Here is a 17948-nt window from a genome sequence, read left to right as displayed (position 1 = left end):
CTGATAGCGCTCTTAGTTGAAAGCACTGCTGCTCCGGACGGCCAGCACATACGTTGGTTAACCGGCGGCTCGTGCCGCCGATGTCGAAAGGCCGGTCGATGCCGACAAGCTCACGCTGAACGCGGCTAGAAGTCCCGCCTCATCAAACGAGAGGCTGACCCGACTCACCCTGGAGAACATGCCTTCTAGCAATTGCATGCCGAACCCCTTGCGTTTGACGGCCGCAACGACCGGTCCTCCGCTTTCACGCCATTCAAGCTCTAGCCGGCGATCTGGCCCTTGTTCGATGAGTCCCCAGGAAATGGAAACCGTGCCGGTTGCATTCGACAATGCACCGTACTTGATCGCATTTGTCGTGAGTTCATGGAAGGCGAGCGCAAACGACAGCGCGATATTGGGTTCCACCCAAACCTCGTCGCCGCTCAACTGAAAACGTTCCATCGGAGCGTGGGGCCTAATTGAAGCAGCTATCAGCTCTTCGAGATCGGCACCCCTCCAGTTCTCATGCGTGAGGACGTCATGAGCTTTGGCCAGGGAGACCAGTCGGCTGGACAGGGTCCGCTTAGCCTCGGCAAGGCTAGTGGAATTGCGGATCGTCTGGCTTGCGATTGATTGAACCACGGCAAGGGTATTCTTGACGCGATGGTTTAGCTCGTTGACCAGCAGCTTGCGCTGTTCTTCTGCGCGCTTGCGATCGGAGATGTCGAGGCTGATCTGGACAGCTCCTATGATGCCTCCCTCCGGATCACGGATTGGCCGCGCGCTTGACAACAAGTGGCGCCTCCCACCGGACGGGAGCGTGTAGGAAAACTCTTCATTGTCGGTGAGTTCGCCACGCATTGCCCGGCTCAACGGCCGGTCTTGTCGGCTCACCATACGGCCATCCTTCTCGGCCACCGTGTCTATCACCAGGTCCGGAGCGCCGAAGGCCTTGGGGGTATCCGTCGGTAAGCCCATCAGCTCTGCCGCGAAACGGTTGCGGATAACCTGCAGGGCTTTCGGATCATAGGTGAACCAAACCCCCGCCGGCACCGTCTCGAGCACGGTCTCCAACTCGAATTTGCGCTCCGCAATGGCTCGCTCGGCACTGACGAGCGCATTTGCGATCGTGTCGAATTCCATGACTGTAGTGGTCAGCGGCTCCACCTTGGCGCCTCTGCCGAGGGCGTCAGCTCTCGCGGCCAATTCGGCTGCAGCCCCCGTGAGGCGTTTTCCCACGACGTAGGCCAGGCAGCCGGAGATGAAAAGCGCCACAAGAGCAATTCCAACGATGGCTGCAAGAGAGCGCCAGAGAGGCGATTGGACCGCTGAAAGCGGAATATTGGCCATATAGAACCAGTCCGAATATTGGGAGCGGTAGTATCCTACCAGTTGCGTCAAGCCCTGGTCGTTGCGAAACGTGAAGGTGCCGGAGCGGCCCACAATCTTTTCCGGATACTCCGGGAGACCCGGCTTTCCGCTCATTTCTTCATGCGAGGTGGATCGCGCCACATAATTGCCGTCGCGGTCGCCGACCCCTACGGTCCAACCCTCGGGCACGGCCCGCATCATGACATCGCGAATACGCGAGGTGGGGATGGTAATCGAAAGAAGCAGGTCGTCGCGTGCTGGGATCCGCACTCGCTCACTGATGGCGACACGATAATGTTTTCCATCGCTGCCGGCGAAAACATTGCTGACGACAAACTTGGCCGCTCCGAGCTGGCGGCGCTCCCATTCTGAAAGTGGCGCGACAGGCGGCAAGCTTGCGCCTTGCGGGGCGGTCGTATTCAGCAATTGACTGCGGCTGAAATCGCGAAGGAGAATGATGCGGTCCGAACCCTGTGCCCGGCTGAGCGCCTCGGTGCGAAATGCCTGCAGATCGCCAGTGGCAAGTGCAGTCGATTTCGACAGCCCGTCAACAATCGTCTGGAGATTGTTGAGCTCTCCCTCGACGATCAGCGACGCCTGCCGGGCTGTTTGCTGGGCGTCCTGCTCGAAGCGAGACCGCTCGTGCACTGCGTATTGAATGAGCAAATACGTCGCGAAGAGCCAGACGGGAACCACGGCCGCAGCTATCAGACCCCACAAATGCGAACGAGCCGATCGAAGAGGCAATCCTGGCACTCCCCCTCAGTTGGCAGCTACCATAATGCCAAGACCACGAGGAGCAAGCACCCCGTTCAATCGCCGCTCGTAGGCGGTAAACGAGCATGCGTACATCGCCCAAATTCGCCTACGCAATTGGCACGCCTGACCTTGCTGAGTGACCTACGCCGCCTTTCTCCCTGCCGCCCGGAAAGGGTGATCCATGGTGAATGCGTCCGGCCGAATGTTTCGCTCGACTTGCGCCCAGGTGACAGGGCGCGCGATGGGGAAGCCGGGCCGCGCCCGAGGCGAGTACGCGCCGACCGCCGTGTTGCCGCGGCCATTGCGCAGATAGTCAAGGAAGATACGACCTCGTCGGGCTCTTGGATCTGCCGACAGCAGGTAGCGATCGGGATCAGTGTCGACGAGGCACTGGGCAAGCGACTTGGCCAGCTGCCGGGCGCCATCGTGAGTGATCTTCACTGCCAGCGGCGCCATCAGATGGATGCCCTTGCCGCCCGTGACCTTCGGCCGGCTTTCCAGACCTGCCGCAGACATGATGTCGCGCAGCGCCAGCGCGGTTTCGGTTACTTCCGCCCATTCCACGCCCTCGCCCGGGTCGAGGTCGAGGACGAGCCGGTCAGCATGTTCGATGTCGTCGACCGTGGCGTTCCAGGGATGCAGCTCAACTGCATCCATTTCGACAAGCCCGAGCAAGCCGGCCAAATCGTCGACCCACACCCGGGTGCCCTCCCCGCCTTCCCGCTTCTTGATGCGCAGCTGATGCACCGCGGCCGGGATCTCGGGCAGCATCCCCTTATGATAGAAGGTTGTGCCGAAGGTATGGCGGACGATCTTCAGCGGCCGCCGGCCAAGATGCACCAGCGCCTGATCGGCAACATGCTGCCAGTAGCGAATAAGCTCATCTTTGGAAGGCGAGACCGCGTCGGGCAGGAGTTGCAGGATGTTTTCGCGCGGGACGCGGTGGTCCTTGCCTGACGCCTGTCGCTGCGAGGGCGCAGACGGTTTTGCCGGGATCGCCACCAGGTCCTCGCGCAGGCCCTTGAAAACGGCCTCGCGCAAGACGCCGCGATCGGTCACGCCGCTGAACTGCACCTCGGCCAGGACTTCCGGCCTTACCCACGTGGCTTTCGGCTTATCGACGTCAACCGACAATGGCGATTTGTCGATGACCAGCGGATCAAGCCGCTCGCGAACGCGCCGCGCCACCTCAAGCGTGTAACCGCTCTGAGCCTTCCCTGCATACAGCAGCCGATCATCCTCCCGCCTGCCGATGTAGAGCGATGCGATCCGGCGCGGCTCAGCGCCGAGCTTCTCGACGAAAGCCACGATCGGAAAGGTGTCGCTCTTGATGCATTTGACCTTTACCCAGCTCGTCTGCACGCCGGAGCGGTAGGGTGCGTCCGCCCGCTTCGAGACAATCCCCTCCAGGCCCATCCGGCAGGCATGGTCGAACATCTCCCTTCCGCTTACCTCCAGATGTTCGGCATAGGTCAACGTCGGCGCCTTGTCCTTCAGCAGCTTCTCCAGCGCTGCCTTCCGTTCGACCAGCGGCCGGTGCCGCAGATCGCGGCCGTTGAGGTACAGCAAATCGAAGGCATACAAGATCAGCCTCGCGGAGTTTGGCCTGCCCAACTCGCGCTCCAGCGCCTGGTAGTCGGGCAAGCCAGTGTCACCGAGAACGACAGCCTCGCCATCAATAATCGCAGATTTCACCGGCAAGCCTGCCGCCGCCTGGACGATCCTCCTGTAGCGATGCGACCAGTCATAGCCGCGGCGCGTGAAGGCTCTTGCCATTCCGTCTTCCACGATGAGCTGGGTCCGGTAGCCGTCGTATTTGATCTCGTGCAGCCAGTCGCCGTCTTCGGGGGCCTTCGCGACAAGCGTTGGCGATTGGAACTCGATGAAGGAAAGCCGGTCTTTGCCGCTGCTCATGCACGCGCGCCTCGAGGACCATGACTCAAGCCCTGGGGCTGCTGCCGGTTCCAGGAATTTTAGCGAAATTGTATATATGCAGAGCGCGGCGCTTTTTTCCATGTTGCTGCCACGGGCAATCGGTTTGGTTGCCCGATTGTCGCCTGTGCCGACAGGGACCAGCTTTCAGGTGATTCATAACGCACAAAATAGCATACGCTCAGCGCAGCTTGTGGCTGTCGGTTCAGGATCAACCCTCTTTTCCCTAGTACCCTTCCCTGTCACTGCGACCGAAGATGCGGCGCGAAGCGGCCTCGCGTGATTGGGCCCCATTCGAGTTTCGGCGCTCCCAGCAACACGTCCCGCTGACGGTAGGTTCTCGTCTTGATCGGATTCCCGCCGCGTCAAACGACTGCGGACGGTCCAATCTTGCTTCGACGAACGCGTCGATTCGTCGAATATCCAAGGCGTATCCTGGTGTGAATTCCGGGCGTGTTGGTGAAAAGGCACGAAAGTATGGGACCGTTATTCCGATTCCCAAGAGCAATATCAGGCGATGATTCCAAGCCTAAACTGAGGAGGGGAATCACGGGCAGACTTCTCACCGTTTCGGCCTCTCGGCGCATAGAATTGTGTCTTGTCGTGGATGACCGGGAAGAAGAGGTCAGCGTTCGAGACTTCAGGCTCCGCCCATATACGAGACTTCAGGCTCCGCCCATATAAATGTCCATGATCTGACGGTCGTCGCGCACGTCTTGCGGGCTGCCCTCGAAGCGTTTCGAGCCGGCGGCCAAGATGTAGAGCTTGTCTGCGATCGGCATGGCTTCGCGGATGTTCTGCTCGACCATCAATATGCCGATGCCTTGTTTCGTCAGCGTCGTGATGCGCTCCAGCGTCTCGATCACCATGGCCGGCGACAGGCCGGCGGAAGGCTCATCGAGCAAGATAAAGCGTGGCTCCGAAACCAGCGCGCGGGCCAGCGACAGCATCGCCTGCTCGCCGCCCGACAACGCGCCGGCCGCCGTTTTGCGCCGCCTGGCCAGCGACGGATACTGGTCGATCAATGTCTCAATGCGCCTTTCCACCAGCCGCTTGTCGGCGATAGCGTAACCACCCATGCGCAGGTTCTCCATCACCGTCAGGCGCGGGAACACGCCACCGCCCTGCGGCATCAGCACCAGCCCCTGCCGTACCACCTCGTGCACTGGCAGATTGGACAGCACGGTTTCGCCAAGGCGGGCGGCACCATTCCACACCGGTAGCGCCCCGGCGATCGCCTTTAGCAAGGTGGATTTGCCGCAGCCGTTCGGCCCGAAGATGCAAGTGATCTTCCCGACCTCGGCCGTCAGCGAGATGCCATGGACGATCTCCTGCTTGCCGTAGCCGGTGACGATGTTCTCGGAGGCCAGCGTGCTCATTGCGGGCGCCCCAGGTAGGTCTGCATGACTTCAGAATTGCGCACGATGTCCTCGAAGGCGCCGCTTGTTACCACCCGTCCCGAATCCATGACGATGATTCGGTCACAGACGTTGCGCACCATTTCCATGTCATGTTCGATGACGAGGAAGGACACGCCCTGTTCGCGTAGCCGGGCAATCGCTTCCAGGATAATCTTGCGGATGTTGGGGTGGACTCCTGCCGTTACCTCGTCGAGCAGGATCAGCGATGCCTGCCGCATGACTGCGCGACCAAATTCCAGCAGCTTCTGCTGACCGCCGGACAGGTCCGAGGCGCGGTTGTCGGCGACATGCTCGAGCCTGAGGAGGGAAAGCGTCTCGGCCGCGCGCTCGTGGGCGCCCTGCCAGTGACCTTCCGCCGCCGCCGCAAGAAGGTTCTCGGTCACCGTCATATTGTCGAACAGGGCCGGGATCTGGAAGGTACGGGCGAGGCCGAGCCGGGCGATTCTGTGCGCGCTCATTCCGGCGACTGCACGGCCGTCGAAGCGGATCTCGCCCTTGTCCGGCATCACGGCTCCGGAGACGAGGCTGAACAGCGTCGATTTTCCGCAGCCGTTGGGGCCGATGAGTCCGGCGATCTCGCGCCGCCCGACTGCCAGTTCGACGCCGTTGGCGGCCTTGATGCCGCCGAAATGCTTGAAGAGCCCGCGCACGCTCAGGATCGGATCGGCTTCCGACTGTATCCCGCCGCTCATGAGTGCCCTCCCTCACCGCTGCCGACCAGCTTGTCCAGGGCCTTATCCAGCGCGTCGTTCTTGCGCCTTGCGAACAGGCCGGCGATGCCGTTGGGCAGAAATAGCACCACCAAGACGATAGCGGTGCCGAGGATGGCGATGTAGAAGGCGGTGTCGCCCCAATACATCCAAATGAGTCGGTTGACGACGAACAACGCGACGCCGCCGATGGCCGGTCCCCACAGCGTGCCCAGGCCGCCCAGCAGCACCATCACCACCATCTGGTCGGTGATGTCGCCGCCGAAAACGGACTTCGGATTGATGAAGGTGACCCAGTAAGCGAAGATGGCGCCGAAGACGGACGCCGTGACAGCGCTGAGCACGAAAGTCTGCAGCTTGACCAGGGCCGTATTGATGCCCATCGCCTCTGCCGCTGGCTCGTGGTCGCGTAGCGCCTTCACCTTCAGCCCGAAGCGGGAACGCTCGAAGAGCGCCCAGGTGAGGAAGTACGTCAGCGCGGCGGTACCGAACATGGCGAAATAGAAGAAGCGTTCGTTGAGATACGGCGGCAGTCCGATACCACCGATGCCGCCGGTGAAGTCCATCGCCGAAGCGAACTGGATCAGCACCTCGGCAAAGGCCCAGGTGGCGATGGCGAAGTAGGCGCCGCGCAGCCTCAGCGTCGGTGCGCCGATGATGAGCGCGAACACTGCGGTCACCACCATGCCGGCGGGAATCGTGGCCGGGAAAGGCAAGCCGAACGGATCGCCCATCAGGAACGCGGTCACATAGGCGCCGAGGCCGAAAAAGGCTGACTGGCCGAAATTGATGTAGCCGGCATATCCGCCCAGCATGTTCCACGAGCAAGCGAGCCCCGCCCACATCAGCGCGCCTGTGGCGATGCGCAGCCAGTAATTGTTCACCGTCCAGGGCAGGACGCCTAGCATGACGATGATGACGGCGAGGAGAACGAGGCCTAGCCATCGCGGCTTGGTCGGTAGCAGCGCCATATCAGAGCCCCCGCCGCAGGATCCCACGCGGGGATACCAAAAGCACTAAAAACAGCGTGGTGAAGATCGCCAGCAGCGAATAGCTGGCACCGACATAGGTCGAGACGAAAGCTTCGATGACCCCTAGCAGAAGCGCCGCCACCAGCGCTCCCTCGACAGAACCCAGACCGGCAAGCACGGCTACGAAGAAGGCAAACAGTGTGTAGCGCAGGCCGACCTCCGGATTGACCGAATAGATCGCCGCCATCAGGACACCGGCCATTGCGGTGATGCCGGCATAGAGGCCATAGACATTGGCGCTCAGCCGTCCGATGTTGACCCCCATCAGCGCGGCATTGTGCCGGTTCTCGGCAGTCGCGCGGATCGCCAGTCCGTAGCGGGTGCGATAGAGAAACAGGAAGAGCCCGCCGGCGATCGCCGCGGCGAACACTGCTGCCACAACCCGGATCAATGGAACCGTGACCGGGCCGATCGCCAGGCTTTCGCCGCTCAGCGTGGTTGTGACGTTGCGGGTGTTGAAGCCCCACACGGTCAGCATGCCGCCGCGCAGTAGCGTGAACAAGCCGAAGCTGAGCGCCAGCGCCATCAACTCCGGCCGCGCCGTGCGGCTGTTACGAACATTATAAAGCACCGGGCCGATCAGATAGCCGAGAGCGCCGAAAAGGACGAAAGCCAGCGGGATCGCGAGGAAGCCATCGAGCCCGAGCCAGGCGGTGATATAGTAGCCGAGGTAGCCGCCCAATACGACCCAGCCGCCGACCGCGAAGTCGATGACGTGCAACACCCCGAAGGCGAGCTGGAAGGCGATGGTAAAGGTGGCGATGACGCCGCCGATCAGGAGGCCATTCAGCAAGGTCTGGAGAAAAAGATCCAAAGCGGCATCCGTTTTTCGTCAGGGAACGGGAAGGTGGATATTCTGGCAAGCCCGGATGGGCAAAGCGAACGGTCCATCGTTTTAAAGCTATGCGCAACCGGTGCCGCGCCCATCGGCAGATGCGGGCGGCGAAACCGTCCGCATCTGCCCGGCACGCCTATTTCCAGGCCGGCAGTGGGTAGATGTAGTCGGCTGCCGCAGCCTCCTTCGGCCCGACCGCGACGGTCTTGCCGCCCTGGATCTGGACCAGGACCGGCACGGGCTGGATGTTGTCGTGGTAATGCGGGCCGTCCTTCTCGAACTTGATCGGCCCGTAGAAGGTCTGGATATCGGTTTCGGCGATGGCATCCTTCAACGCCACCCGGTCCTCCGGCGTCAGCGCCGGCTTCTTGCCCAAGCGCTTCAGCGCATCGCCCAGCACCAGACCGCTAGCCGCGCAGGCGGCGGCCGTATAGTCCGGCTCGCCTCCCAGTTTCTTCTGCGCCATCTGGGAGAAATCTTTGGCCGTGCCGAATACGTCGTCCTTGTAGGACACGGTAGGCAGCCATACCACCACGCCCGTCGTGCCGTCGGCATCGGGGCCGAGCGCCTGGGCGAAGGCGGGATTGGTAATCCCGTAGTGCATGATCAGCGCCTTCGGCCGGTAGTTCAGCGACTTCGAGGTCTTGACCACATTGATCAGTACCTCCTCATGGCCACCGACCGCGATGATGTCGGGATTGAGCGCGGCGATCTTCGAGATGACCGGCGTGAGGTCCCCTTCCGGCGGCACCAGCTCGTAGGTGACTAGGTCGAGGCCGGCGTCCTTGGCGCCGTCGCGAAAACCTTCGCCCGTCTCCTTCGAGAACGGCTCGTTGACGCTGATCACAGCCACGGTCTTCGCGGCCGGTTTGGACAGCTTCGCCAGCACGCCGAGCGACAGGCCCGAAGTTGTATCGACCGCCGGGATAATGCCGAAATTGAACTCAGGCTTCGCCTTCCAGACATTGGGCGATTCGGCCGAACCAGAGATCATCGGCACCTGGTACTTCTGGCAGATCGGCTGTACGGCAATGGTCGAGCCGCTGGTGTAGGGACCGAACAGCACGTCGACCCCGTTTTGCACGATCAGCCGCTCGGCGGCGTCTGCACCGGTCGCCGGGCTGCTCTGGTCGTCGCCGTAGAACATCTCGACCTTGAAGCGGTCACCAGCTACCTCTACGCCGCCCTTGGCGTTGATCGCATCCGCCCAAAGGTCATAGCCCTGTTTGGTCAGGTTGCCGCCAAGAATGTTCTCGCCCGAGAGCGAGGTGATCACGCCCGCCTTGAAGGTCGCGGCTTGGGCGCGCGCCGTTCGCACGAACGGCATGCCCAGCGCACCGGCGCTGATGGCCATGGCGCTGCCGCCAAGGAACCGACGGCGCGAAAAAGAACGGTCGATTGGAGCCATTTTGCAAATCCTCCCTTGCTTTTCATGGCGGTGAAGCCGTTTCCGGTTACTTTCCCACCGATACTCCGATTGGAAACCGGTGGAATTCGTTTACTTCGTCATGGGCAGCCCGTTCGCTCAGTGTCGAAGCCGGTTCAAATCAACACGACTCTCCTCACCGGCCAATCGCGTGAGCAGCTTGAATCACACTCCCTTCGTGCGGACGACATCGATTTGACGTACACGGACTCCAGCCCGATAGGCCGGTCGTGCAAGACCTACCTCGATCGCCGGTTCGCCAAATCCATATATAGCTCCCGACTTGGCAGTTCCCATGTCTGAGCCGTCGCCTGGACAATTTTCTCCCCTTTGCAGTTTTTTTGTCATGCGACGGAATTTTTGGGCCATTTTGCTCGGGAATTTTGTCTCGATCCCGATTGCCGGGTCTGGTCATTGTCGTCACCAGTTGGTCGCGATGTATTTGGGTTGGAGATATTCAAGCAGGCCGTGATGCCCTCCTTCCCGGCCGAGCCCGCTTTGCTTCATCCCTCCGAACGGCGCTGCCGGGTCCGAGACAACGCCACGATTGATGCCGACCATCCCACTTTCGATGCGTTCGGCGACGCTCAGGGCGCGCCTGAGGTCACCACTGTAGACGTAGGATATGAGGCCATACTCGGTGTCGTTCGCTAGCCGTACAGCCTCGTCTTCCGTATCGAAGGGCGAGACCGCTGCGACCGGCCCAAAGATCTCTTCCTTCGCGATATCCGAATGGGGTGCTACGTCGGCTAGGACTGTCGGCGGATAGAAGAAGCCCTCGCCGGACACTGGTGCACCGCCCGTTTCGATACGCGCCCCACGGGCAACGGCATCCTTCAATAAGCGATCGACTTTCTCCACCGCGGTCGCTGTAATAAGCGGCCCGAGCTGGGTCGTCGCTTGAAGACCCGGCCCCACCGAAAGCGACGACATTTCCTCGGTAAGCCGGCGGACAAAAGCGTCGTAGATGCCGCGCTGGACATAGAAGCGATTCGCCGCAGTGCAGGCTTCTCCGCCGTTGCGCATCTTGGCGACCATGGCGCCAGCGACGGCATCCTCAAGATCCGCATCATCGAACACGATGAAAGGAGCGTTGCCACCGAGTTCCATCGAACAACTGATGACCCGGTTGGCGGCCTCGCGCAGCAGGATGCGACCAACGGCGGTCGACCCCGTGAATGACAGTTTGCGCACCCGACTGTCGTGCAGCATCGCGCTCACCACAGGCCCTGCGACCGTGGTCGTCACGATGTTAACGACACCTTCGGGCAGACCAGCTTCCATGAGGATCGCGCCGATCGCCAACGCGGTCAGCGGGGTCTCGGCCGCCGGCTTCAGTACGCACGTGCAACCCGCCGCGAGCGCCGGGGCGATCTTGCGGGTCGCCATGGCAGCGGGGAAATTCCAGGGCGTGACGAGAACGGCAATGCCAATCGGCTGGTATTGAACCAGGATTCGATTTGCACCGCCCGGTGCATGGCCTATGTCGCCGAGAGTACGCACCCCTTCCTCAGCGTACCAACGGAAAAACTCTGCGGCATAGATTACCTCGCCGCGAGCGTCCGGGAGCGCCTTGCCGTTCTCCAGAGATATCAGTTGCGCGAGCCATTCGGCATGATCGAGCATGAGCTGATGGCAGCGCATCAGGATGTCCGATCGCCGGCGTGAGGGTGTTTGCCTCCACATCGTCGCAGAGGCCTCCGCAGCATCGATCGCCCGGATTCCGTCGGTGACTGCACCGTCTGCGACAGATGCAATCGTGCGCCCATTGGAAGGATCCGCGACATCAAACCGATTGCCGCCGGTTGCACTTATCCATTTGCCGCCCACCAGCAGCTCTACAGGAGCTCCAGCAATGATAGCCCCAGCATCCGCGCGAAAAGGTTCGATATCCCTTGCTGGCTGAGTCACACTCGTCCTCTTGCGGCTTTAGAAAACCCGTGCAACCAATCTGTGAATTGCTGGGACCAATATGAAATTGGTATTGAAACCGGTGTCAAGATAGATCAAATTGGTTGCGGAAAAATTTGCCGATTCGTTCTGGAGTGGGCCCCTATGACGGTCGTTCTGAGGGATTTCATCGAGGCGGAAGGATTGCAGCCAGGCGACCGGCTGCCACCTGAGCGCGACCTAGCGGTCAAGCTCGGTTTGCCGCGCACGGCCCTGCGGCGCATGCTGGCCGAGATGGAGCAAGAGGGGCGCCTGCTTCGTCATGTGGGGCGTGGCACTTTCGTCGCCGAGCGCGGCGCTACCGCAAGCGCTCCGTACCGCGCACAGAATGCCTCCCGGAAGGAACTGTGGACTTATCCCGCTGAGGTCTTCGAAGCACGATTAATCATCGAGCCGAAGGTGGCCGCGCTCGCGGCGTTGCGAGCGACGCCCTACGAAACCGAAGAGATGCAGAAGGTCATCCAGCATAGCAGTACGGCCGCGACTCTTGTGGAGTTCGAGCGCTGGGACGCCGCGTTCCATCAATTGGTAGTGGCGGCGGCCCGCAACGGATTGCTGGCCTCGCTCTACGAAGGTATTCACGCGCTTCGGGCGGGGCGGCTTTGGGGACGCATGAAAGAGCAGTCTCTGACGAAAGAGCGTATGCAGGAGTATACGGCTCATCATCGCGCGATCTTGCAGGCGATCATTGACCGGGATGGTGGGCAGGCCGAACAAAGAATGCATAACCATATCTTGACCGCGAGAGCCAACATTCTCGGATCAGAGACAATGTCCTAAGAAGGTATCGCCAACAATACTCAGACTGCCGTACACCTCCGAGCGGGATGGCGGCCTTCGAACTCTGCTCGCTTGTCGCTCTATTCAAGGCGAGGCACCTGAGCTGTTTAACAGGACGGACGGGGTGCGCGCGGATTGCCCCCGAAAGCGCTGGTAAAATGAGTGTCAGGCGGATGAGATCGAAGGTCCCGGCGATTGCACCGCGGGCCTACGCGTAAGGAAGAGCAAGGTCATGACCTCTTTGCTTCGGGCTGCCGGCGGCGCATGGCGCGCTTGTCCCGCCATTCGTAAAGGGAATAGACAAGCGGGATGAACCACGGCTTGCCGCGGTAAAATGGTACGGCCTTCGGCGCGGGGTCGAAATCGAAGGCGGATTGCGCCTTTTCGGCTTCGCTGAGGATCTTGAAGGCGGCCTTCTTGCCCAGCCAGCGGGCCCAGACCACTCCGGAACCGCAGAACCCCGTGGCGTAAACCGTATTGCCCGAGGTGAAAATCCGCGGCACCATGTCGCGATGCATAGCGACCTGGCCAAACCAACTATGCGTCAGGCCAACGCCCTCCAGCTCGGGGAAAATGCGGCCAAGTTCGCTGCGCAAATGGTTGGTCGGCGCCAGAGCGTCACCCGCTGTGGTACCGTCCCTGCCGCCGAAGAGGATGCGCGATCCGTCCGCCGAAGGGCGATAGTAATAGCTGAGCTGGCGCATGTCGCCATACATCATGCGCTTCGGCATCAACCGGTCCATCGCGCCTTCTGCCAATGGCTCGGTAGCGATGATGCGGCTGCGCACCGGCACAATACGGCGGCGCAGCCAAGGATCGAAGCCGTCCGTATAGGCATCCGTGCAGATCAGCACCTTCCTGGCGAAAACGTCACCGCGCGACGTTCTCACACGGAGCCCGCCGGCCTCGGCGATCGTTCCCGTAACGGCTGTGTTCTCATGGATCATCGCCCCGGTTGCCGTTGCCACCCGTAGAATACCAGCAAGCAGCTTGGCCGGATGCAGGCCACCGGTATCCATCCGCACGAATCCGCCCGTGTAGAAATCCGTCCCGATAAAGGTCGGTACGTCCAACCGGGCGACCGGATGAGCCTCGATGCCCAAGAAGCGCCGCAGTAGATCGGCGGAGCGGCTGAGTTCGTCGCATTCATGCGCGTTGATCGCGCCGACGAAGAGGCCGGAGAGATGGAAGTCACAGTCCACCTTCTCCTCCTTCAGAAAGGCCCATAGGTCTTCCCGCGCGGCCTTTCCCTCCATCAGGATCTCGGTGGCGCGAGCCTCGCCGAATCTTGTGATCAACTCCTTGCGCCCGGGTCGAATGCTTCCGCTCGCCATGCCGCCGTTACGACTGGAAGCCGCCTGCCCCAACGACTGGCGGTCGAAAAGCTGGACACTGCGACCGGCACGAGCAAGCTCGATGGCCGCCGAAAGGCCTGCATAGCCTCCCCCGACGATCGCCACGTCGCATTTGGAGCCGACAGGGCGGACTGGAAGGGGGGAGAAGGTGCAATCGTCCCACCAATAGGGCGTGGATTTGAAGGGGCCAGCGGAATCGGCGGTCATGGGAACATACCAGCTTTTGGTCGGATAAGCGCGGGCAAGCACAACCGGTCAATCACGTGAGACCCAGAGCTTGCGCGTGGTTTCGATGGCGCGCCATACGCCGGTGAAGCCCGGATGCATGACGAAGGCGTCGCCAGCCGCGATGCGGCGCGGCTCGCAGCCATCCTCAATGAGTTCGGAGACACCTGAAAGGATGTAGCAGAACTCGAAAGTCTCGCCCTTAATCGAACGATAGGCGCCGGGCGTGACCTCCCAGACCCCTGCCTTCACCGCGCCGTCTGCGGTCTGAGCGATGTCCCAGCTCAGAAAACGTGGATCGCCCTCCACAAGGCGGTCCGGCAGAGGCTGCCCTTCGCGTGGGCGCGGAAGAACATTCTGGTCGATGAACGTCAACTTGGACATGGGGACGGAACCTTTCTGCGCGTTAAACGCCGTTCGAACCAAAGTTGCCGTTCCAGAAGCTTCAAGGCGGTCAGTCCGACGACATTGAGGGTGAGATAGAAGACGGAAGTGATGATGAAGATGTCCATAATGGCGAAGGTTTCGCTCATCAGGCGTTTGGCCCAACCGGTGATTTCGAGCACAGCGATGGTTGAGGCGAGGCTCGATTCCTTGACGATGATGGCAACCTCACTGCTGTAGGATGGCAGCGCTTGTCGCAAGGCCAACGGGAACTTGATCCGGCGCAAGACAATCCACGGCGACATGCCGCAGGCTTGCGCCGCCTCGATTAGCCCGCGCGGCAGCGACAGGAAGGCGGTGCGAAAGATTTCGGCTGTGTAGGCGCCGGTGTTCAACAAGACCGCGAGAATGGCTGCGTGCAAGCCGTCGCCGATAAGCCACCAAATCACCGGGTTGGCGCGAAGGAACCCGACCTGCCCCAATCCGTAGTAGATCACGAATATCTGCACCAGCATGGGCGTGCCGCGAAAGACAGCGCAATAGGCGTCGGCCGCCTTGCAAACCAAGCGATTGCGAGAAGTGCGGGCGAGCGCCACCAGGATGCCGAAGGGCAGTCCTAAGCCCACGCCGAACACCGAGATCAGGAGCGTGGTCTTTGCCCCGGTGAGAAGGAACGGGATCGCATAGGCGACAATGGTGAAATCCATTCTAACCTCCGCTGAAGCCGCGGTTGATATGGCGCTCAGCCGAGCCGAACAGGGTCTGGCTGACCGCTGTCATGGCGAAGAACAGAGAAGCCGCGATGCAGTAGAAGAGAAGTGGCGAGCGCGTGATGCCGGCCGCGATGGCCGCCATGCGCATCAGTTCCTGCATGCCGACGATGGAAACGAGCGAAGTATCCTTGATCGTCATCTGCCAGACATTGTTGACCCCGCCGAGAGCAAGTCTCAACGCGAGTGGCAACGTGATTCTGAAAAAGGCGACCCGTGTCGGTAGCGCCAGAGATTTCGCGGCTTCAAGAAGGCCTTTGGGAACGGCTTCCAAAGCGCCGCGCATCACCTCGACTGAATAGGCGCAGGAAATCGTCGCGATGGCGAGGATGCCGATGATGGAAGGATAGGCACTTTCAGCCATGTCCCGGTAGCCGAAGGCGACGGCGACCTTCTGCACCCAGTCGACGGAGCCGAAGAACAGGAGATAGATCACAAGAAGGCCCGGCACGCCTCGGACGACGATGCTGTAAACGTCGATCACCTGGGACAGCACCGGGACTCGCTGCCAGCGGGCGATGGCAAACGGGACGGCTGCGATCAACCCGATCACCATGCCGACCAGACCGATGCAGATCGTGACGAAGGCGCCGCGCAGCAAAGCGAGCCCCCAGCCCTGCTCCACAATCAGCGACCAGAAAGTTTCAAACATGGACGACACCGTCAGGCCGTCGCGGACTGCGACGGCCGGTTGTTGCGAGAGGATCACTTCTTGCAGGGAATGGTGTAGTCGTCCTTGAACCACTGGAGGGAAGACTCCTTGATCTTACCTCCGTTGATCATGTTGCAGAGCGCGACATCTATCTTGGCCTTGAGTTCGGCATTGCCCTTGCGCATGCCGACGCCCATGCCGTGGCCGAGGGTTTCAGGATCGTTCATCGCCATAATCTTCACGTCGATCTTCGTGAAGTTGGCACCGTCCGGCGTAGCGAGGAAATCCATCCAAGTAGGGGAGTCGCCGAAAGCAGCATCCAGGCGGCCAGCCGCAAGGTCAGAGGTCTGCTGCGTGGTGGCATCGTAAGTCTTGAGATCGGCGCTGGTCGCCCGCTTGCCGATGAATTTGGCATAGGTCGTGCCTGTCACGACGCCGACGCTCTTTCCGGCGAGCGCCGTTTCGATCTCCTCGAGGCTCTTGAGCCCAGCAAGCGATGAGTCTTTGGGGACCACGAAATAAAGCGGCGTGGTGGCGTACGGGATGGAGTAGTCGATCTTCTTCTGGCGCTCGGCAGTGATGCCAAGGCCGGAAATGATCACGTCGAAGCGGTCGCTATCGATGGAAGGAACCAGCGAACTGAAAGCCTGCACCACGAATTTGCACTTCATTTTGAGTTCGGCGCAGATACCATTGGCGACGTCGGCGTCGAAGCCAGTGACGTTCCCGTTTGCGTCGGCCATGCTGAACAGCGGCGCGTCCCCTTCCGTGCCGACGCGTAGGACGCCTTCCTCGGCGCGCGCGGCACCGGCTGCGGCGGCGAGCATGAAGCCCGATACGAAAATCGAACGAAACGTTTGAACTGAAAGCATGAGTGTTACCCCTTTTTCTTTGTTCTAGTGAAGATAACCGCGTTCACGCGGCGGCTGGCATGACACTGGAGAGAAACCGTTTCACCGCCTCCGAGGCGGGGTTGCGAAACAACTCTTCCGGCGCATCGTCCTGCTCAAGGATACCTTTGCGCAGGAATATCATTCGGTTCGACACATCGCGCGCAAACCGCATTTCATGGGTGACGAGAAGGATGGTCGCACCTCCCTCGGCAAGCGTGCGGATCACCTTCAGCACCTCGCCTACGAGTTCCGGATCGAGCGCCGATGTGGGCTCGTCAAAAAGCATGATCTTTGGTCGCATCGCCAGCACCCGCGCGATCGCCACGCGCTGCTGTTGACCGCCCGAAAGCTGACTGGGATAGCGATCGCGGAACTCGGCCATTCCCACCTTGGAAAGCGCCGAATGCGCCATATCCTCGGCCTCCCGCCTTCCTTTCCCGAGCACGTAGACGAGCGCCTCCGTCACGTTGCCAATCACAGTGCGGTGCGGCCAGAGATTGAAGTTCTGGAACACCATGCCAGTCCGCTGGCGAAAGAGTCGGATCTTCGCGCCGTTGGTGATCTCGCTCTTGCCCCGTCGATTGGAGGTGATGGAGATCGCGTCGCCCGTCACCACGATCCTCCCTGAGGTCGGCGTCTCCAGAAAATTTATGCAGCGCAACAACGTGCTCTTCCCCGAGCCGGACGCGCCGACAAGGGAAACGACCTCCCCCTGCGCCATCTGGAAAGTGACGTCGTTGAGGATCCTGACTGCGCCGAAAGCCTTGCTGAGTTCATGGACCTCTAGAACCGGGGCCATGTCATGGCGCCTTCGGTCCCATTCAGCTTGCATCTTCTCAACACCGGGCCGGGCCCAGCTGTCCGACGTTTGCGCGAGTTCGTTAATTGCTGCTTGGCGAATGTGACCATCGCTCCCGCTGCCGTCGGTGACGGCGCCGGTTCGATATTCCTTGCTGTCAGTTACACTCATCAGCTCGCTGCCTCCAGCAATTACGCGCAACCAATCTCTGGTTTTCTAGAACCAATTTGAAATTGGTATCGCAACCGGTGTCAAGACAGATCAAATTGGTTGCGGAAAAATCTGCTTACTCCTGCGTTCGGAGGTGGGTGTATGACGGTTGTTTTGAGCCAGGCGACCGGCTTCCTCCTGAGCGCGATCTGGCGGTCGAACTCGGTTTGCCCCAGCACCGGCCGGCGGCGCATGCTCGCCGACACGGAGCAAGAGAGGCGCCTGCTTCGTCATGCGGGGCCTGGCACTGTCGTCGCCGAGTGCGGCGCAACCTCAGGCCCTCCGTATCTGAAGGAAATGTGAACCTATCCTGCTCAGGTCTTCGAAGGGCGATTGATAATCGAGCCGAAGGTGGCCGCGCTGCGAAAGTCCGCTTTGTGATGCACAAGCGGATTTCAACGGACGACATTAGGGGTGCCTCGCAGACGATCTTGCGGCACCTCAAGACCGTCATATCCCGCACAAT

General features: G+C 61.0%; 15 protein-coding genes. 1 reads left to right on the top strand and 14 read right to left on the bottom strand.

Going from position 1 to position 17948, the window contains the following annotated elements:
• Nucleotides 1–57 precede the first annotated feature (57 nt).
• From EJ071_RS15075 to EJ071_RS15040, 8 genes are all read right to left on the bottom strand, one after another.
• On the bottom strand, nucleotides 58–2046 hold the full coding sequence (locus EJ071_RS15075) for an HWE histidine kinase domain-containing protein (protein ID WP_245460247.1): 1989 nt from the start codon (nucleotides 2044–2046) through the stop codon (nucleotides 58–60).
• 204 nt (nucleotides 2047–2250) lie between these two features.
• Nucleotides 2251–4023: a DNA ligase D gene (gene ligD / locus EJ071_RS15070; protein WP_126102593.1), complete on the bottom strand. Its 1773-nt coding sequence runs from the start codon at nucleotides 4021–4023 to the stop codon at nucleotides 2251–2253.
• Nucleotides 4024–4706: 683 nt separating this feature from the next.
• Nucleotides 4707–5420 carry an ABC transporter ATP-binding protein gene (locus EJ071_RS15065; protein WP_126098561.1) on the bottom strand — a complete coding sequence of 238 codons (714 nt, stop codon included), beginning with the start codon at nucleotides 5418–5420 and terminating at the stop codon, nucleotides 4707–4709.
• Complete coding sequence (locus EJ071_RS15060) at nucleotides 5417–6154, bottom strand: ABC transporter ATP-binding protein (protein ID WP_126098560.1); 738 nt, start codon at nucleotides 6152–6154, stop codon at nucleotides 5417–5419. Before EJ071_RS15060 ends, EJ071_RS15065 begins: the two co-directional genes overlap by 4 nt.
• Entirely contained in the window at nucleotides 6151–7143 is a 993-nt protein-coding gene (locus tag EJ071_RS15055; RefSeq protein ID WP_126098559.1) for a branched-chain amino acid ABC transporter permease, read from the bottom strand. The genes EJ071_RS15060 and EJ071_RS15055 overlap by 4 nt, the downstream gene beginning before the upstream one ends.
• Before the next feature lies 1 nt (nucleotide 7144).
• Nucleotides 7145–8017, bottom strand: a complete 873-nt coding sequence (locus tag EJ071_RS15050) for a branched-chain amino acid ABC transporter permease (RefSeq protein ID WP_126098558.1) — start codon at nucleotides 8015–8017, stop codon at nucleotides 7145–7147.
• Between the two features lie 157 nt (nucleotides 8018–8174).
• Nucleotides 8175–9392, bottom strand: coding sequence for an amino acid ABC transporter substrate-binding protein (locus EJ071_RS15045; RefSeq protein WP_210211921.1), 1218 nt, complete (start codon nucleotides 9390–9392; stop codon nucleotides 8175–8177).
• 492 nt (nucleotides 9393–9884) lie between these two features.
• On the bottom strand, nucleotides 9885–11354 hold the full coding sequence (locus tag EJ071_RS15040) for an NAD-dependent succinate-semialdehyde dehydrogenase (RefSeq protein WP_189521545.1): 1470 nt from the start codon (nucleotides 11352–11354) through the stop codon (nucleotides 9885–9887).
• 165 nt (nucleotides 11355–11519) lie between these two features.
• Here EJ071_RS15040 and EJ071_RS15035 point away from each other — a divergent pair, with 165 nt between their 5' ends.
• Nucleotides 11520–12194, top strand: coding sequence for an FCD domain-containing protein (locus tag EJ071_RS15035; RefSeq protein ID WP_126098555.1), 675 nt, complete (start codon nucleotides 11520–11522; stop codon nucleotides 12192–12194).
• Nucleotides 12195–12424: 230 nt separating this feature from the next.
• Here EJ071_RS15035 and EJ071_RS15030 read toward each other — a convergent pair whose 3' ends face one another.
• The 6 genes from EJ071_RS15030 to EJ071_RS15005 all read right to left on the bottom strand — a co-directional run bounded on the left by EJ071_RS15030 (nucleotide 12425) and on the right by EJ071_RS15005 (nucleotide 17272).
• Nucleotides 12425–13654, bottom strand: a complete 1230-nt coding sequence (locus EJ071_RS15030; RefSeq protein WP_245460246.1) for an FAD-dependent oxidoreductase — start codon at nucleotides 13652–13654, stop codon at nucleotides 12425–12427.
• 150 nt (nucleotides 13655–13804) lie between these two features.
• Nucleotides 13805–14158 (bottom strand): cupin domain-containing protein, encoded by a 354-nt coding sequence (locus tag EJ071_RS15025; protein ID WP_126098553.1) that lies wholly within the window; start codon nucleotides 14156–14158, stop codon nucleotides 13805–13807.
• Nucleotides 14146–14865, bottom strand: a complete 720-nt coding sequence (locus tag EJ071_RS15020; RefSeq protein WP_126098552.1) for an ABC transporter permease subunit — start codon at nucleotides 14863–14865, stop codon at nucleotides 14146–14148. Before EJ071_RS15020 ends, EJ071_RS15025 begins: the two co-directional genes overlap by 13 nt.
• A gap of 1 nt (nucleotide 14866) precedes the next feature.
• Entirely contained in the window at nucleotides 14867–15580 is a 714-nt protein-coding gene (locus tag EJ071_RS15015) for an ABC transporter permease subunit (protein ID WP_126102592.1), read from the bottom strand.
• Nucleotides 15581–15633: 53 nt separating this feature from the next.
• A complete protein-coding gene (locus tag EJ071_RS15010; protein ID WP_245460245.1) occupies nucleotides 15634–16407 on the bottom strand; it encodes a transporter substrate-binding domain-containing protein in 774 nt (257 codons plus the stop codon).
• Nucleotides 16408–16495: 88 nt separating this feature from the next.
• Nucleotides 16496–17272 (bottom strand): amino acid ABC transporter ATP-binding protein, encoded by a 777-nt coding sequence (locus EJ071_RS15005; protein ID WP_126102591.1) that lies wholly within the window; start codon nucleotides 17270–17272, stop codon nucleotides 16496–16498.
• Nucleotides 17273–17948 lie beyond the last annotated feature (676 nt).

Source organism: Mesorhizobium sp. M1B.F.Ca.ET.045.04.1.1, from assembly GCF_003952465.1.
GTDB classification, from domain to species: domain Bacteria; phylum Pseudomonadota; class Alphaproteobacteria; order Rhizobiales; family Rhizobiaceae; genus Mesorhizobium; species Mesorhizobium shonense.
This window is presented reverse-complemented; position numbering and strand designations above follow the sequence as displayed.